The sequence below is a fragment of the Tolypothrix sp. FACHB-123 genome, from assembly GCF_014697075.1.
In the GTDB taxonomy this organism is placed as follows: Bacteria; Cyanobacteriota; Cyanobacteriia; order Cyanobacteriales; family Nostocaceae; genus Aulosira.
The window spans coordinates 136,483-152,696 of the sequence record NZ_JACJRE010000005.1; the positions used below are offsets into that span (position 1 = coordinate 136,483).

A 16,214-nucleotide genomic window follows, 5' to 3' on the forward strand; every position below is an offset into this window, starting at 1 on the left:
CGTAAAGTGGGCAGAGTCATGCCCACAAGGATAATTTTCAGGATGGACATTGAGAATTTTTTGTAAAACAAATAGGCTGTATATATAAAAATTACGTAAATTTAGGCACAGAAAAGCATTTTAATTTATATTTGATTGGTACGTAATTTACTTATCTCATCAAACATACGTAAGCAAAATCAAAAATTTGAGAAAAAATGCTATTTTTGGCTATTAATTAATCAAAAATCAGTAATTTTATTTAAATTATTCCCATGTTTTCCATTCATATATTGTCAAGAGTACCTAAGTTACATAATCATGAAAAAACAATTTATTCAGGCAGGATTTTTTCTCTTACCTTTGATGTTGCCAATCAAGGCAAATGCTGCAAGTATCACCACATTTAATCAGCTTTACGTATTTGGGGATAGTCTCTCCGATCGTCGTAACACATATAATTCATTGGGGCAAACATACCCTCCAAGCCCACCGTATGCAGATGGACGTTTTTCCAATGGGCCTATATGGGTGGAAGAGCTAGGAGATAAGCTAAATTTACAACCTACTTTAGTTACTAATCCGATTAATCCTACAGAAGGGATAAATTTTGCTTTTGGCGGTGCTTCTACGGGTTTGGATAATGCAGTTGTGCCCGGACTAGGTTTACCAGGGGCGCTGGCACAAGTTCTAGGTTACGAAGATTCTTTAAAACAAAGTAACCAAAAGGCTAACCCAGATGCACTTTATACTTTCTGGGCTGGTGCTAATGATTTTCTATTTCTTGATGAGACAGACTTTATTACCCCAGCCCAATATGTATCACAAGCGTTGAATGTTTTAGCAGGTGATACAGTTGGTGTAAAAAATTTGATGGTGTTTAATTTGCCCGATTTGAGCAAGCTGCCAGCAGCTAAAATCGGTGGTCGAGATCCTAAAAACCTTAGCCTAGCAACCAAAAGTTTTAACTCAGCCTTAGAACAAACGCTGAATGTTTTGAGCCAAAAACCGGATCTCAACATTGTTTATGTTGATGCTTATTCTTTATTTGAGCAGACGATCGCCAATAAAGATCAACTGGGCATTAAGAATATTAGTGATGCTTGTCTAACATTCACTAGTCCCACAACTTTCATCACTTGTTCTAATCCCGACGAGTATTTATTTTGGGATGAGTTTCACCCAACAGCTGCTACTCATAAGTTAATTGCCACTTCAGCACTAAATGCAATTGAGGCAAAGTCAGTCCCCGAACCCTCTCCAGCTTTGGGAACATTGGCTATAGCAGCTTGGGGTACAGCAGCGGCTATCAGACGCAAACGCAAACAGTCACAACTTACGATAGTAGGTCGGGTTCCTGGTGGACTATCAACTCATATAAAGGTTGAAAGCTAAACCAACCTAAATCATGCCCTCCTACTTGCTGATGAGCAATAGTGGCAGATTCTGGTTTGATTAATTGAGGTTGACCAGCTGCTTGGGCAAGTAACTGAGCTTGACAAGAACGCTCCATTGTGATAAACCACCAGGCAGCTTCATCAACGGAATGACCGACTGTTAACAAGCCATGATTCTTGAGAATTATGGCTTTGTTTTTGCCTAATGTTTGGGCGATGCGTTTACCTTCTGCGACTTCTAACACTACGCCTGTATAGTCATCAAACAAGCTATGGTCTTGATAAAAAGCACAAGCATCTTGGGTTAAAGGATCGAGGAGACGACCCAGGCTAGCCCAACTTTTACCATAGATAGAATGGGCGTGAGCTGCTGCGACTACATCAGGACGAGCTGCGTGTATTTGGGAATGAATCGCAAAAGCAGCTGTATTGACTGGGCGATCGCCTGCAATTACCTCACCTTGCTGGTTAACTAAAATTAGGTCGCTGACGCGCATTAAACCGAAGTGCTTTCCTAAGGGGTTTACCCAAAACTGCTCCGGATGTTCTGGATCGCGGACAGTGATATGACCTGCAATCCCTTCATCAAACCCAAAGCGCGCAAATAGTCTAAATGCTGCGGCTAGGCGTTGCTGACGATGCAGTCGTTCTTCTTTAAACGAAGCAAAGGTTGGTTGTTGAAAAAAGTTTGGCTTGGCTCTAGATATAGCTTGCATCTTTTCCCCTAAATTGGTGATTTTAGGTAAAAATATTTATACTTAATTGTTAACTTAACATCAGATCTCTATGTGGGATTACGAGCAGTTATTTAAAATAATTGCAGAATTAGTCATGCACCATTCGCCTAGTGGTGTAGAAACGGAAATTAACCAATTTCTACTTCAGGAATTTGCTCATCTCGGTGTCGAGGTTTGGTGCGATCGCGCTGACAATGTAATTGCTAAAATTGCTGGTAAAAATCCCGAAAGAGCAATTGCTATTACTGCCCATAAAGACGAAATTGGCGGTATCGTCAAAAATATTGGCGATGACGGACGCTTAGAAGTCCGCAAGCTGGGCGGTTCGTATCCGTGGATTTACGGTGAAGGTGTGGTTGATTTATTAGGAGATAATCACACTCTTAGTGGTATTCTCAGCTTTGGTTCCCGTCACGTTTCCCATGAATCACCTCAAAAAGTCCAACAAGAAGATACTGCTGTAAAGTGGGAAAATGCTTGGATTGAAACAAAATTAACTACAGAAGAATTAGCAGCAGCAGGTATCCGTCCCGGAACGAGAATGGTAATTGGTAAGCATCGCAAACACCCAATCAGGTTAAAGGATCATATTGCTAGCTACACGTTAGATAACAAAGCCTCAGTGGCGATTCTCCTGGCTCTGGCGCAACAAGTGAAGCAACCACCAGTAGATGTTTATTTGGTAGCTTCAGCCAAGGAAGAAGTGGGTGCAATTGGCGCTCTATTTTTTACTCAAAATCAGGTGTTGGATGCTTTGATTGCCTTAGAGATTTGTCCGTTATCCAGCGAATACCCGATTAAAGATGGTAAAAGCCCTGTAATCTTGTCTCAGGATGCCTATGGCATGTATGATGAAACATTAAATAGGCAACTGCGCCTCTGTGCTCAGCAACGTGATATACCAGTACAGCTAGCAATTTTAAGTCAGTTTGGTAGCGATGCATCAATTGCGATGAAATTCGGTCATGTGGGTCGTGCTGCTTGTTTGGCATTTCCGACACAAAATACGCATGGTTATGAAATTGCTCATCTAGGTGCGATCGCTAATTGTATAGATTTATTAACAGCGTTTTGTCAAACACAGTTTGATTAATTAACCCATTAAACAGACAAAAGCTTTGATTTTCTACAGATTGGGAAAAGAGTCATCCCTTATCTATCAGTAGCAAAATTTCTTATCAACACTGTGTAATAAATAACACAGGGTTTTATTGAATTTATTCGTAATTATAAGTATGAAATTTATTTAAATATATTATGTCAAGAAAATTTATTTGGGAGAAATCTTCTCAAAATCTCTCACAGACTCGATGAGTTAAAAACATTAACCTAAATCAATCCCTAATGCCGCTTTAGCGGTTTAATTCAATTTAATACCAATATCTGTTTCCTTAATTTCACTGAATTTTCTCCATCACCGCAAAGACCTGATTTTTTATGATTTTTTCCCATAGTAAAAATGGGCATTGAAAAGGCATAACTTTATATTGAGTACGTCAGTTTACAGTAAGGCTAACGGATTTTGTTTGACAACTGTTTTTCCTTAAGGATTTGAAAAGCTAAGTATTTACGCTTAGAAAAATCAAAACCTTTATTTTATACAACCTCTGGAGTTGAGACACGTTAGCCTTACTGTTTTTATCGATAAAAGTAGCAAAATTTGTCACTAATCTATTGATGAGTGCAAATATTACAAAAGTTTGCATAGAAAAAATTAACAATTGCTTTAGGTGTATTTTGGACTGTAAAGAAAAATATAAATTAACCAAGTAGGAGAAAGCATAATTGGTTAGTAAAGATGATTTTCTCTACCCGCGTAGTCGCTACTACGGTCAAGTCCAACCCCAAAATTTAGTTTTCAATGCAAATTTACAAGAATTTAGCCAACGAATCAGCTATATCTGTAATCTGGAAAGTGGTGGAAAAATTCCGCCCAATGAAGCTTACAAGCAAATAAAATCGCTGTGGAAAGAATTAAAACGCAGCAAAAAACAATTGCAAATTGGGAATAAAGATATTCTATAGCTATTCCGCAATTTTTTAAAGATTCAGCTAAATAATTTGAGAATATCCCCTTTTTAAGGGCGGCAATACCAGGCGATCGCCACACAGATTCAGCCTGATGAATTACGTTAAGATATCTTAAGCATTGCTTTGTTTAGTCTTGCTCTTGCAAGAGAGCGGTGTGCCAATAATTTACCTGCTCTCTACTTAAAAGTTTTACATCTCAGCTTAAATACCTCTTAAATCCAGTAATTCGCCAGATTCGTAATCATAGGTAGATTATTTTGTACTCAGAGCTGAATTCCTGATATTAAAGGTATTCCTCAAACTTCATCTAGGAGATACCAGTATAGAGTAATAGTAAATTAAAGCCGATGACGGGATTTGAACCCGTGGCCTGCTGATTACGAATCAGCTGCTCTACCACTGAGCCACATCGGCGCACACAATCGGTAATTGTAGCATAGTTTGTACTAATGGTAGAACAAAATCCTAAAAATCCCTTGAATCCGGAACAATATGCTCGCCTGAAAGCGGAAATGGCTGCGCCTTACCGTGGCTTGCGCAAATTTATTTATGTTGCTTGTGGTGCTTCTGGCTTTATCGGCGCATTCATCTTTTTTTTCCAACTACTTGCTGGACAAGACATTGAGAGTGGATTACCTAATCTATTACTTCAGGTAGGAATTGTCGCTTTGATGATATTTCTTTGGCGCTGGGAAGAACGCAAACAAAAACGTTTGTAAATTGAGTCTAAAGTAGAGTAATTAATTTGCGATGACTTTTTCTTGATATATCTTCAGATTCTTGAGATTAATTAACTTTTATTCAAAGTTAGAAATCTCAAGACAGAAAAAATAAAAGAATATGAGGAAATCTGAAATTAAAAAAATTTCTAAGAAACTGAAAATTGTTCAACCGGGGTCAGCCCATATAAAGACCTTGAATATAAATAATTAAATTTCCTTTCCAGGAGTGATTAATCTGCTTGAAATTTTCGGGAGATCCAACTGATAAGACCGCTGAGAAGTGCGCCGCCCATGAGAATACCAATGGCTGGGTTAAATAGAGGTTGCCATAGTTGATGCCACAAATCTAATCCTAGATTGATACCAGAAGCATCACCAATTACTGCGATCGCAAACCACCCAAAGCCAAAGAAAACTAGAAATACATCTGCGACTAAAATCAGGTTGAGCCAGTTTAACAATTTCTCTTTCATAGGGGAATAGGGAATAGAGATTAGGGGCTAGGGGCTAGGGGAAAAGGCAAGAGGGACTAGGAGTAGGGAGCAGGGGGAGCAAAAATTAATTTTCAATGCCCCATGCTCCATACCCTATACCCCATACCCCTAATTATCAAACAGCCAGTTTTTGACTTTTGTCAAACTCTGCCAATCTGGTTTTCTCGTTAAACCATCTTCAATGCTGTGTTTGACTTCTTCCTCCCATTCTTGATTAACAAAAATTAACTGTTGGGCGAAATCAACATGTTCCCGTAGACCTTTTTGTTTAGTTTCTAGCATGGCGACAGCTAGGTTAATTCTGGCTTGTGGGTCTTGGGGATTGAGCTTGACTGCTTTGAGTGCGGCTTTGTAGGCTAGGTTACCTTTGTTTTCCAGCAGATACAACCAAGCTAAACAAGTCCAAGCCGAACTGCTTTTAGGAGCGCGATCGCAAATTTCTTTAAATACAGGAATTAAAGCAGCAGCGCTTTCTCCAGCTTTATAGCGTTCTAAACCTGTATCAAATAGGGATTCAACGGTGTTAGTCATTGGTCAGTTGTCAATGGTCAGTAGGGGCGGGTTTATTGAGAATTATCGTTGAGCGGTGAGGATATTTGTGAACCCGCCCGTACAGTTGTCAATAGTCAATAGTCAATGGTCAATGGCCAAGAGTCAAGAGTTCCGGATCATTAAATTTTGGCCTATGAACTTTGGACTATTGACTTTGGAATCTTGACTAGACGCCAAATGACTTTCCGCAACCACAAGTTTGGTTGGCGTTGGGGTTAGTAAATTGGAAGCCACCGCCAATCATGGCATCGCTGTAATCTAGCATTAAGCCATAGAGGTATAATAGGCTTTTGCGATCGCAAACAATTTTGAAGCCATCGTAGTCAAAAATATCGTCGTGCTCGGTAATCTTGCTGCTGTCTTCAAAATCCATCATGTAAGACATCCCAGAGCAGCCGCCTTGTCTGACGCCAACGCGCAAGCATAAATCTTGATCTTGCTTGTCGCGAAGGGATTTTACCTGGCGTAATGCGGCTTCGCTAAGCTGAATTCCGCGCTGTTGTGGCTGAGTTGCTTGTGCTTGTGTCATCTGCTGTTTCAACTCCTTAAGAGGTCTAACCAGTACCCTGGGGTTGTATTGTATGTTTTTGTATCCATTCTAGCGACATTGATGTCTCTGATTGGCAAATTGTAACGACTCCGTTAAAAGCGGCTAAATATTTTTATTCTAGAATTGAGAGATTCGGTGCGTTTAAAGATTCGCTATTTTGGGATATTCAGCCTTGTGGCAGGAAAAATCGCAACCAATCTTCAGGCTTAGCTCTCGAAAACGTCATCCGAGGCTAGCCGTTCCCAAAAATTGACGAGGTTATTGCTTCTTTTAATTAATTTACTCTATGACCAGTTTTAATCGCTCTACCAGTCGTCGGTTGAAGAAATTATCCCAAATTCCTTCTGTATGGGAGGGCGATCGCCGTCCGTTGTCATCATCGCAAACCCAGTCTACAGATGGAGAGTCCAAGGGGGACTGCATTCTGTGGGTGGATGGCTCTCAAGGTATTGTCAGAGGAATGGACGTAGTCGCACCCGATACTGGCCCGGAAGCAGTGGTTCGCACTCTCATGCGCGCAATGGAGCATCCTCATAGTCCAGCAAAACCGGCTCGACCGCAAAGAATTGTCGTGCGCGATCGCGAGATTCAATTTTATCTGCGCGGTGTGTTGCAAGACCTGGATATTGCTATTGACTACGCACCAGAATTACCTTTAATTGACGAGCTGTTTCGCTCTTTTGGGGAAATCCTCGACAGTCAAATCCCCGATTTACCACCACAATATGCACAAGCCTTGCAAGAGAAGGCTTTCGCCATTTGGCAAGCCTCTCCTTGGGAGTTTTTAGAAGAACAACAAATATTATCTATAGAGATTAATAAATGGGATGTCGGTAAACTCTACGCTTCAGTTATGGGAATGCTGGGGATGGAGTATGGAATTTTGTTGTATCGTTCCGAAGAATCCCTCAAGCAGTTTCGCGCCGCTGTGTTACAAGATGAAGATTCACAAGGGCGTTTAGAAGAAGCATTCCTCAAGCAAGATTGCTTATTTCTCACCTTTGAACGGAGTGATGACACAGATGAATTTGAGGATGAGGATGACGATTTAGCAGATTTGCCATTATCGGAAATTGACCCGACCTTTGGCAATATCCATCCTCTAGAAGGACTGCGATCGGTTTTATATGACGAAGAAGCATTGGTAATGTTTGTGGCTTTAGAAAGTCTCAGCCGCTTTATCCGGGATCATCGTCGCCAAATGTATGCAGACTCCTTCCCCAGCCTCAACCATCGCTATCGCATTACTCTTCCTCAGTCCCATGAAGCCACTAAAACTGTATCTGTAACTGTCTCGACTATGCCAGAGTTGGCAGCAGAATTAGAAGAAATGGCTGGCTTAGATGAAGATGAAGACATGGGCGAAGCTTCCTCGATGTTCCGTTCGTTGCGAGATGATTTGATCCCCGAAGATTCATTCCTCAGCTTGGGAGTAGTCTCTTGGGAAATGCTGGCGTATTTGCGCGAAGGCGTTAGCTATCATCCTGTGGGTGAAATTCCCCAAGTAGGTGATGGTTTGCCTGTCATTTTAATTCAAACTTCCCGACCCAGAGCTAAGACGGTAATTGAAAATGTAGAGGCCGCTGGTGGATTGAAAGCAATTTGCTTTAATCCTGGAGCCGATCCCTTTGATGGCAATAACTATGATTTAGGATTATTGCAAACTCACAATGATGAGTTGTTCCTGTTTGGGGAATTTTTAGATGACGATCCCGTACATGTAGAAGCTAGGAAAAAATGGAATCAACGGTGTAAGAATACCAAAGGCTACTGTGGCTTAATCATTGCCAAAGGATTGACTGGTTCTTCTCGTGGTAACCCCCAATTAAGGGATATGATGGCTCTTTTTGAAGCGCGATCGCTTTCTCCCAAAGATTTAGGCATAGGGACTCTACAACTGGTTCCCCAACTTCAATTTGAATAGTGGTGTCTCCCTGGAAGATTCCTAATTAATTTTATGAGCCATGAATGCACTCTTGCGGAAATCCAAGGGTGTGTTCCCTGGTGATGGTAATACCACACAATTTTAGATTTTAGATTTGAGATTTTAGATTAAAAATTGATCAAAGAAAGCTGAACAATGATGAGCGTGTAATAACATATAAATTTAGCTGAATTATTCCAAAAATTACCTTCTTATCTGCATTACATGCTAGTAATACTTACCCTATTTTATATATCTCAAAATTAAACGTATATCTGATATTTTTGCAAATTTATTATTAGCATTGATGCCTGGAAGCCTGGGAAATTCGCTTATATGCGCTTTTTGGTATTCGGCGTTACATTTATTTACAATTAGTTTTTTATCACCATCTTAAGGTGGATATATTCGCTACATTCTCGCTTAATATTCATCCACAAGAAGTGCTTATTCTTTGTATCTACAGACAGAAAGCAATTAATTTATAAATCGTTACATTAGAAGCAAGACACAACAAAAAACAAATTGTTAGGGGAAAACATGAAAACTCGCTCCTCCAGTGATTTACCACCAGTCGCTACAGAATATAACGGCGTAGATAGAAATGCTTTTCTGTTTGGTTGGACACCGCAAGCAGAAATCTGGAACGGTCGCCTTGCAGCTATTGGTTTTCTTGCATATTTATTGTGGGATTTAGCAGGCTATAGCGTACTGCGCGATGTACTGCACCTAATTGGTTATTAAGAATTAAATAATCAAAAACCTGCTCAATTATTGGAAATAAAAAGATGGAAACTCGTTCTTCTTCTAATTTACCACCGGTCGCTACAGAATATAACGGCGTAGATAGAAATGCTTTTCTGTTTGGCTGGACACCACAAGCAGAAATCTGGAATGGTCGCTTAGCAGCGATTGGCTTTTTGGCTTATCTACTGTGGGATTTAGCAGGATATAGCGTACTGCGCGATGTACTGCACCTTATTGGTTATTAAGGATTAAATAATCAAAAACCTGCGCAATTACTTGTTCAATTATTGGAGATAAAAAAATGGAAACTCGTCCTTCTACTGATTTACCACCAGTTGCTACAGAATATAACGGTGTAGATAGAAATGCTTTTCTGTTTGGCTGGACACCACAAGCAGAAATCTGGAATGGTCGCTTAGCAGCGATTGGCTTTTTGGCTTATTTATTGTGGGATTTAGCAGGATATAGCGTACTGCGCGATGTACTTCATCTGATGAGCTATTAATTGCATTTCCACTCAATCAAGCTATAGATTGTCAGCAGTTAGGGTGCAACATTGTTGTGCCCTAATTTTTTGCTAAATACTGTTAATCAAAAGCTCAAATGAAACCATTAAAACTGATTTTCAGGTCTTAATAAACGGAACCAGAATCGCGAACCGCCTTCAGGACGAGGTAAATAGCCTATCTTACCACCCCAACGTTCAACTGTAATCCGGCAGAAGTAAAGTCCTAGTCCAACTCTACCTGATTTTTGCCCACCTTGGGTAAATTTTTGAAATAAATTGTTGGCTATTTCTGGTGGTACTCCCATACCGCGATCGTCAATGGTCACGAGAATAGATGTTTCATCTGATTGTAAACCAATTTCCACTGTAGAGTCTGGCGGACTGTGGCGCAATGCATTTTCTACTAAATTTGACATTACCCGATCTAAACGGGAGCGATCGCCTACTACTCTCCAGTCTGCTGTCACAGCAATATCACTAGCTAGTTGTAATTGTACGTGATTCAACACAAAGCTCGGACTTAACAGCTTAATTGTCTCTTGTACAGAAGCTAAAATATTCGGTGCTTGTTCTGGATCAAGGGTAAAGGCTTCAAGCGATCGCATTTCCTCGGAAAATGCATTTAATATTTCCCTAATTAGCGTTTCTTGCTTAATTGTCTGCTGTCTGCCAATTTCTAACCTTTCTTGTCCTTTTGGTGTTAAGCTTTCAAATTCTAACAAAGCTAGACAACAATTAATACTGCTTAATTGTCCGGCTATATCATGAATAATACAATGAATTAAAACTTCTTTTTTTTGCTTATCTTTAACTAATTGTTGATACTTTAATTGATTTTCTCGAGCTTTTTGAATAATATCTTGCTTTTCTGTATAAACTTCGTCTAATAATTCAATTAATAAAAAGTGTCTGTTATTGAGAGAAATAGCTGAAGCTTCAAAGTGATATTCTTTCCCGGCTAAATCATTGTCAGTCCAGAATCCAGAACTGAGTTTACTGGAGCTATTATTTTGCCAAAATTCTTCAGCATCAATCAAAAAGTTTTCTAAAAAAGGAAACTGTTGTTCGGGAATTAAAACCTCTGTACCTGATGTAACTCTGGGATGACAAAAATGCCTTAACCAATTTGGTACTTTCCCAGTCACTTTAAAAGAACCAGGATATAGTCGCTCTAACACTAGAATATTCAGAGCGGCGAATAAGTCGTCTGTGATAGAGTCATTCATCAGTTTATGCCATTAAGAATTTTTTTTATTAATTATTGTTGAAAAATTTTAGCTAATTTCTCTTGTAACAAGCTAAATTCATTAGCATTTTGTTGAATAAATGTGAAATCTTTCTCATTCCTAGTTGCATCTAACATTAATATCCAATCACCTTCTGTTGAAGGAAATAGATGCACATCTGCACAAATACCATATTCAGTTTTTAATCTGGGTAAAAATAACGGAAAATCATCTAATGGCAACATACCTTCTAAAAAAAACACCCTTTCTTTAATTTTTTCTCCTACTTTCAGGTTACTAACTCCATATGCAGCTAGTTTTCCACCCCAAGCAGATAAACAGCCATCTTTATTGACTAGAAGATAGGCTAGGGATAGTTCTTCTAAAATAAAAGTTAATAGATAAGCAATCACAGGAGTGGGAACATCTAGCATTTATTCATCCATTATTTTCTCAGCAAGAGTTTGAAACGCTTCTGCTACACCCTGACCAGTTTTAGCACTGGTTTTCATCACAATCCAATTTTTTTGTTTAATTGCGTCGATTTCTACCGCGTCAATCTCCCATTCATCTGTCAAATCGCATTTATTCAACATCATAATAAAAGGAACTTGACCAATAGTTTCTTCGACTCTACCTTGGAGGTTTAAGGCTTTTTCTAGAGTATTTTTCCGAGTGCCGTCTACAACTAATAAATAACCAGATGAACCCCGTAAATAAGACATGCGTACTTTTTGAAATTCATCTTCTCCATAGAGATCCCAAAGAATTAAGTTGATGATTTTATCTTGAATATTGACCGTTTTTTTATCTATTTTTACGCCCACAGTAGTATGGTAGTTTTCTGAAAAAATACTACTTACAAATCTGGATACTAAACTAGTTTTACCTGTGGCAAATGCACCTACCATACATATCTTTTTCTGGAGCATAAACTGATAATCACTTCAACTAGAAGTGTCGGTGATGAATATTTTAAATGTGACTTTGCGGTTAGCCGCTTGTGTTGTTTCTGAGTTTGAAGATAAGTTAGAGCCTACACCCACAGCTTTAAATTTGTTGGTGTTGATTCCTTGGGAATTTAGATAAGATAATATCCTGTTAGCGCGGGCTTGACTAAGCAAATTATTGATTGGTTCGGTTCCAGTAGCACTAGTGTGTCCTGTAATTTGCAGGCTGATATCTTTATTGAGATATTTACCAGTAGCTAATAGCTGATTAATTGTGTTCGCTAATTTAGCGAGTTTATCAGCTTCACCTGGAATTAATTCGGTTTTTGCCTCTACAAATAATAGTGTTTCTTGTTCAATTTGCTGTTTATATAACTCTAATTGCTTCAGTGCAATATCCTGAAGATTTTTATCGTTAAATTGATTGACACCGGGAATAAAGTGCCATAACTTTCGCGTTTCTAAAATCCATTGACGCGGAGCATAACCAGTAGCATGGAGAATGCCATTGTCGTCAACTTTTAATGATACTGTTTTTGGTGGTAACAGTAATTTCTCAGATCTTATATTAACTAATTTTGGATCTAATGATAGGTAAGGCTGCCATTGACCGATTACCTTTTCTGGGTTGAGATTGGCTGGCTCGATCAGGGTTTGGGGGTCTACTGCTAGAGGATCGCGCATTCCCGAAATTACATATTTACCTTGGTGTTTCTTGGTATCTAAAACAACAATTCCTGGTTGTGCTGACAGTTTTTGCGTATAGGAATGCCAACGAAATTGGTCTCTAAGGGTGAAAAAACTCCAAATCCCTGACGCGATCGCTATTGTACCTAAAAATCCCCAGGCATAAGTATAATTTTTTTTCTGTGCAGATTTATAGCCATCGACTAAACAAGCCTCTAAATAAGGCTTGCTAGCTGCCATTGTCTCTGTATCGCCGTTAAAGGTGTTAATTTCGCTACTTAATCTTAAATGAATTTTGGCGATCGCATCTTGCAGAGTTACCCGAAATTCTTGCGCTGGTTTCCCCCGAATAATCGCGGCGATGAGGGCTTGCGGCCCTTCTTCTACCCAAATCGTCAGTTCACCAAACTGCAAACTGTGTAATCCTTCAGCTTTGTTCACAGTAAAAGAATCTTTGACAAAATCCTGAATTGCTGTCAGCATCGCTGATACTAAATCAGGATCTTGAGTAGTAACTCTCGGCGCTACCAAATGTTGTAGTAATAATCCAGTTTGTTTATGAATTAAAAATACTTGTTCTACTCGATAAACCAGCGTCCGCAGGAGAATAATTTCCCCAAATGATTTACCGGTTCTCCTTGCTTCTAATCTCCATCGTAAACTTTGGGGTGATAAGCTATGTTCTAAAGTTTGATTGAGAGATTGCATCATCTCTTCTAACGCAGTTGAAATTGCTTTGCGGGTAGCTGGCCCTAAAATGGGAAAAAAGGCTTCTGAAAGTATATTGTGGTCTTGCGTGACTGAAGAATGAATAGCCGTTTCAACTGTAGTTACTATAGCTTCACCCAATTGTTTATCTTGCTTTGCTCGCAAAATCACCGCTTCTGGAAGCAAGCGACTAATATCTTCTGCTTGAATTTGTGGATTATTTAATCTTTCGTAGAGTTTATTAAGTTGAGTTGGTTCAACACCCAGTAATAAACTGCGCAGTATATTTAATTCATCGTTGATTTTTTGCTGATGATTATTTGCTATTATTGATGACTGGCTTAATTCCTGATTATCTTCTGTATTCGCTGTGCTGACAGTAATTTGGCTACCATTACTTTGTAATTTTAGGGATTCTTTACTTATGCCATTAGTGGATTTTTTATTCATAATTAAAATCCTCTGATTTATACTTAATACTGAGTTTTAATATTTTTAATTTTAAACATTTAACAGCTATAATATCTGCCATAAATTAATAAGATTGAGTAGAGTTTAAAGCTCTGTTATCGATGTCTGTTTTTATAAATCGCAGAGACGCAGAGAGAAGAAAGAAATTGCTAAACTAAATCGGTTTTAGCATTAAGTGATTTCAATCTTTGAATTAATAATTTGAAAATGTAATCTTAATAGTAAAAATTTTATTTAGTAAGGTGAGAGTAAAATCCTCTCACTCCTTACTTTTATCATGATTTCACATCAGCATTCAGCCTAATAGCTAGTTCGCTAAACAAAGAAGCTAGCTGAGAACGATCGGTTTTTTCTCGCCTCAATTCTTGAGATTCTCGTTCTAGTAACGCTATAATCTCTTCATATTTTTGCCGAATATCATCTTGAAGGCTATTAGATTGGTTCAGGAGATGTTCGCGGAGTTCCCTTTGACTGTTAGTCGTCTGTTCATCAAATTGGGCAATCTTTTTTTCTAGAGAAATAGAGAGATTTCTATGATCCTCCGCCAGTGCTTTCACACCTGCATCTCTTTCTAATTGCTCATTTTTCAAGCGTTCTGTTAAGGAATCAACTTCTTTTTTAATATAAGTTTCTAAGTAATCTAAACGTTTCTTTGTTTCATCTCGCAGGTTAGTTAATTCCTTAGCTAGACGTTCTTCTAACCTTCCAAACCGTTTTTCTACCTCCCGGACTTGGTTACCAAAAAGAATATCTCTGACTCTATCTAAACTGTTAATTTCGCTAAGATTTGTACCATTAAATTGCGATTTGTTGATATCAGATGCCGAAACCCCTTGACCTGGCTCTCTCAAATTATTATTGATGTATTCTTCAGGCGGATTCATGGGTTTAATCCTTTTCAGGGTGTAATTATTTGTACTTATAGTTGTTTTACCAGATTTAGAGAGCAAAAATCTCTCCGTAAGGTAGAATCATTGAATACAACAAATAGATCCATCCCCCTAAAGATGGAAATTTATCTGTATACAGATTGACTTTGCTAAATATTAAGTAATAATTAAAAAACTTCTTCGTGGAATTAGGTTTTGATAAAGTCCGCAGCTAAATACTTAGAGTAAAAAGCGAAACAACACATACAAAGCAGAAGTCAATAGTTGCAGTATCATTACTGGGATACCGTAGTGAAGAAATGTGTTAAAAGATATGCGCCGTCCATGCTGTTCAGAGACGCCGGCGGCGACGATGTTAGATGATGCGCCTACTAATGTGCCATTACCGCCTAAGGTGGCACCAAACATCATGGCGTAAAACAATGGTAAAACTTCTGGCGGAAATTGTCCTTGAAAATCGGATGCGAGAACTTCTGCTGGCGCTAACCCGACGTTAACAAGATATTGTTTGAGTAAGGGAACCATCGCCACGACTAAGGGGATATTGGGGACAACGCTAGATAATATCCCGACAAAAAATATTAAAGCTAGGGAACCGAGAACAATATTCTTTCCTAATATGGCTGCTAATATACCTGAGAGGCTGTTAATTACTCCGGTTTTTTCTAATCCACCAATCAGCACAAAAATACTCATAAAAAATATTAAGGTGCTCCAGTCAACATCCCGTAAGATATTGTTCACGGAATCGATTTTACTTTGGTGAGATAGTAGTAAAGCTAAACCAGCGCCTAATAAAGCAACCGCCGCAGGTGATATAGGAACTGGTAGAGATTCGCCAATCACAAAAAATAGTAATACAAAAGCGATAATTAACGCTCCAACCAATAAAACACGGGGATGATTAATTTGTGGATGTGGAAGTTGTTCGAGATTTTCGAGTTTTGTCCGCCAAATTTTGCGAAATAAAAATGGTAATGTAGCTATTACTGTGATGACGGCAATTACACCACCTAAACTTAAGCGCAGTACATAATCTGTAAAGCTAATATTAATAGCATCACCCACAATAAATGTTGCAGGATCGCCAACAAGTGTTAGTAAGCCAGCACTATTAGCAACAAATACCATCAAAATTAATAATGGAACAAAGTTGACTCCTATTTCTTCCGCCATTGGCGGAATTAAGGGAGCTAATAACATGACTGTTGTCGCATTAGGTAATACTGCACAAATTGGGGTGGTAATAGCCACAATACCTAGTAAGAGGCGCTTACCATCACCTTTAGCCAATAGCACCATTTGCGTAGCTAAGTAATCAAATATTTTGGTAGGCTCAAATGCTCTTACTAGTACCATGACTCCAAAGAATAAACCGAGTGTGCCATGACTATTACCGATATATCCAACGGCTTCTTCTAAAGTCATGACGTTGGTAAAAACTAGTAATAATGCTCCTAAAAAGGCTGCAATGGTAAGATGTACCCATTCTGTCATGATTAAAACAATGACAGATATAAAAGTAATAATGCTCAGGAGCGCTTGCAAATTTTCCACCCTGTCTATCCTCCAGTCTATTATTTGCATAATAATGAAAAAAGCCACCTAAGTATAGGTGACTTGTGGATATAAAACTCCTAT

At 38.8% G+C, this 16,214-nt stretch carries 18 protein-coding genes and 1 tRNA gene; 8 read left to right on the forward strand and 11 right to left on the reverse strand.

The window, feature by feature from the left end:
* Positions 1 to 300 precede the first annotated feature (300 nt).
* Positions 301 to 1,374, forward strand: a complete 1,074-nt coding sequence (locus H6G41_RS05395) for an SGNH/GDSL hydrolase family protein (protein ID WP_190744311.1) — start codon at positions 301 to 303, stop codon at positions 1,372 to 1,374.
* Here H6G41_RS05395 and H6G41_RS05400 read toward each other — a convergent pair.
* Entirely contained in the window at positions 1,316 to 2,092 is a 777-nt protein-coding gene (locus H6G41_RS05400) for a class II aldolase/adducin family protein (RefSeq protein ID WP_190744314.1), read from the reverse strand. The two genes, H6G41_RS05395 and H6G41_RS05400, sit on opposite strands and share 59 nt — an antisense overlap.
* Before the next feature lie 70 nt (positions 2,093 to 2,162).
* Between H6G41_RS05400 and H6G41_RS05405 the strand changes: the two genes are divergently transcribed.
* A complete protein-coding gene (locus tag H6G41_RS05405; protein ID WP_190744316.1) occupies positions 2,163 to 3,206 on the forward strand; it encodes a M42 family metallopeptidase in 1,044 nt (347 codons plus the stop codon).
* 692 nt (positions 3,207 to 3,898) lie between these two features.
* On the forward strand, positions 3,899 to 4,138 hold the full coding sequence (locus H6G41_RS05410; protein ID WP_190744318.1) for a hypothetical protein: 240 nt from the start codon (positions 3,899 to 3,901) through the stop codon (positions 4,136 to 4,138).
* Between the two features lie 348 nt (positions 4,139 to 4,486).
* Here the strand turns inward: H6G41_RS05410 and H6G41_RS05415 are convergent.
* Positions 4,487 to 4,558, reverse strand: a tRNA-Thr gene (locus H6G41_RS05415).
* A gap of 35 nt (positions 4,559 to 4,593) precedes the next feature.
* Here H6G41_RS05415 and H6G41_RS05420 point away from each other — a divergent pair.
* Entirely contained in the window at positions 4,594 to 4,863 is a 270-nt protein-coding gene (locus tag H6G41_RS05420) for a DUF3493 domain-containing protein (protein ID WP_190744320.1), read from the forward strand.
* Between the two features lie 233 nt (positions 4,864 to 5,096).
* Here the strand turns inward: H6G41_RS05420 and H6G41_RS05425 are convergent, their stop codons facing one another.
* From H6G41_RS05425 to H6G41_RS05435, 3 genes are all read right to left on the reverse strand, one after another.
* The gene (locus tag H6G41_RS05425; RefSeq protein WP_190744322.1) at positions 5,097 to 5,339 is read right to left on the reverse strand and encodes a hypothetical protein; all 243 of its coding nucleotides are present in this window, start codon (positions 5,337 to 5,339) and stop codon (positions 5,097 to 5,099) included.
* 129 nt (positions 5,340 to 5,468) lie between these two features.
* Positions 5,469 to 5,891, reverse strand: a complete 423-nt coding sequence (locus tag H6G41_RS05430) for a M48 family metallopeptidase (RefSeq protein WP_190744324.1) — start codon at positions 5,889 to 5,891, stop codon at positions 5,469 to 5,471.
* A gap of 187 nt (positions 5,892 to 6,078) precedes the next feature.
* Positions 6,079 to 6,441 (reverse strand): iron-sulfur cluster assembly accessory protein, encoded by a 363-nt coding sequence (locus H6G41_RS05435; RefSeq protein WP_190744326.1) that lies wholly within the window; start codon positions 6,439 to 6,441, stop codon positions 6,079 to 6,081.
* 307 nt (positions 6,442 to 6,748) lie between these two features.
* Between H6G41_RS05435 and H6G41_RS05440 the strand changes: the two genes are divergently transcribed.
* The 4 genes from H6G41_RS05440 (at position 6,749) to H6G41_RS05455 (ending at position 9,638) form a co-directional block, all read left to right on the forward strand.
* Positions 6,749 to 8,386, forward strand: a complete 1,638-nt coding sequence (locus tag H6G41_RS05440) for a DUF6930 domain-containing protein (RefSeq protein WP_190744328.1) — start codon at positions 6,749 to 6,751, stop codon at positions 8,384 to 8,386.
* Positions 8,387 to 8,926: 540 nt separating this feature from the next.
* Positions 8,927 to 9,130: a high light inducible protein gene (locus tag H6G41_RS05445; protein WP_190744330.1), complete on the forward strand. Its 204-nt coding sequence runs from the start codon at positions 8,927 to 8,929 to the stop codon at positions 9,128 to 9,130.
* Between the two features lie 44 nt (positions 9,131 to 9,174).
* Positions 9,175 to 9,378: a high light inducible protein gene (locus H6G41_RS05450; RefSeq protein WP_190744332.1), complete on the forward strand. Its 204-nt coding sequence runs from the start codon at positions 9,175 to 9,177 to the stop codon at positions 9,376 to 9,378.
* Positions 9,379 to 9,434: 56 nt separating this feature from the next.
* Positions 9,435 to 9,638 carry a high light inducible protein gene (locus tag H6G41_RS05455; RefSeq protein WP_190744334.1) on the forward strand — a complete coding sequence of 68 codons (204 nt, stop codon included), beginning with the start codon at positions 9,435 to 9,437 and terminating at the stop codon, positions 9,636 to 9,638.
* 107 nt (positions 9,639 to 9,745) lie between these two features.
* Here the strand turns inward: H6G41_RS05455 and H6G41_RS05460 are convergent, their stop codons facing one another.
* The 6 genes from H6G41_RS05460 to H6G41_RS05485 form a co-directional block, all read right to left on the reverse strand.
* Positions 9,746 to 10,867, reverse strand: coding sequence for a sensor histidine kinase KdpD (locus H6G41_RS05460; protein ID WP_190744336.1), 1,122 nt, complete (start codon positions 10,865 to 10,867; stop codon positions 9,746 to 9,748).
* A gap of 32 nt (positions 10,868 to 10,899) precedes the next feature.
* Positions 10,900 to 11,301 (reverse strand): hypothetical protein, encoded by a 402-nt coding sequence (locus H6G41_RS05465; protein WP_190744338.1) that lies wholly within the window; start codon positions 11,299 to 11,301, stop codon positions 10,900 to 10,902.
* Complete coding sequence (locus tag H6G41_RS05470) at positions 11,302 to 11,799, reverse strand: Rab family GTPase (RefSeq protein ID WP_190744341.1); 498 nt, start codon at positions 11,797 to 11,799, stop codon at positions 11,302 to 11,304.
* A 15-nt stretch (positions 11,800 to 11,814) separates the two neighbouring features.
* Positions 11,815 to 13,662, reverse strand: coding sequence for an OmpA family protein (locus H6G41_RS05475; RefSeq protein ID WP_190744343.1), 1,848 nt, complete (start codon positions 13,660 to 13,662; stop codon positions 11,815 to 11,817).
* Positions 13,663 to 13,958: 296 nt separating this feature from the next.
* The gene (locus tag H6G41_RS05480; protein ID WP_190744346.1) at positions 13,959 to 14,567 is read right to left on the reverse strand and encodes a hypothetical protein; all 609 of its coding nucleotides are present in this window, start codon (positions 14,565 to 14,567) and stop codon (positions 13,959 to 13,961) included.
* Between the two features lie 225 nt (positions 14,568 to 14,792).
* Positions 14,793 to 16,130, reverse strand: coding sequence for an ArsB/NhaD family transporter (locus tag H6G41_RS05485; protein WP_190744347.1), 1,338 nt, complete (start codon positions 16,128 to 16,130; stop codon positions 14,793 to 14,795).
* Positions 16,131 to 16,214 lie beyond the last annotated feature (84 nt).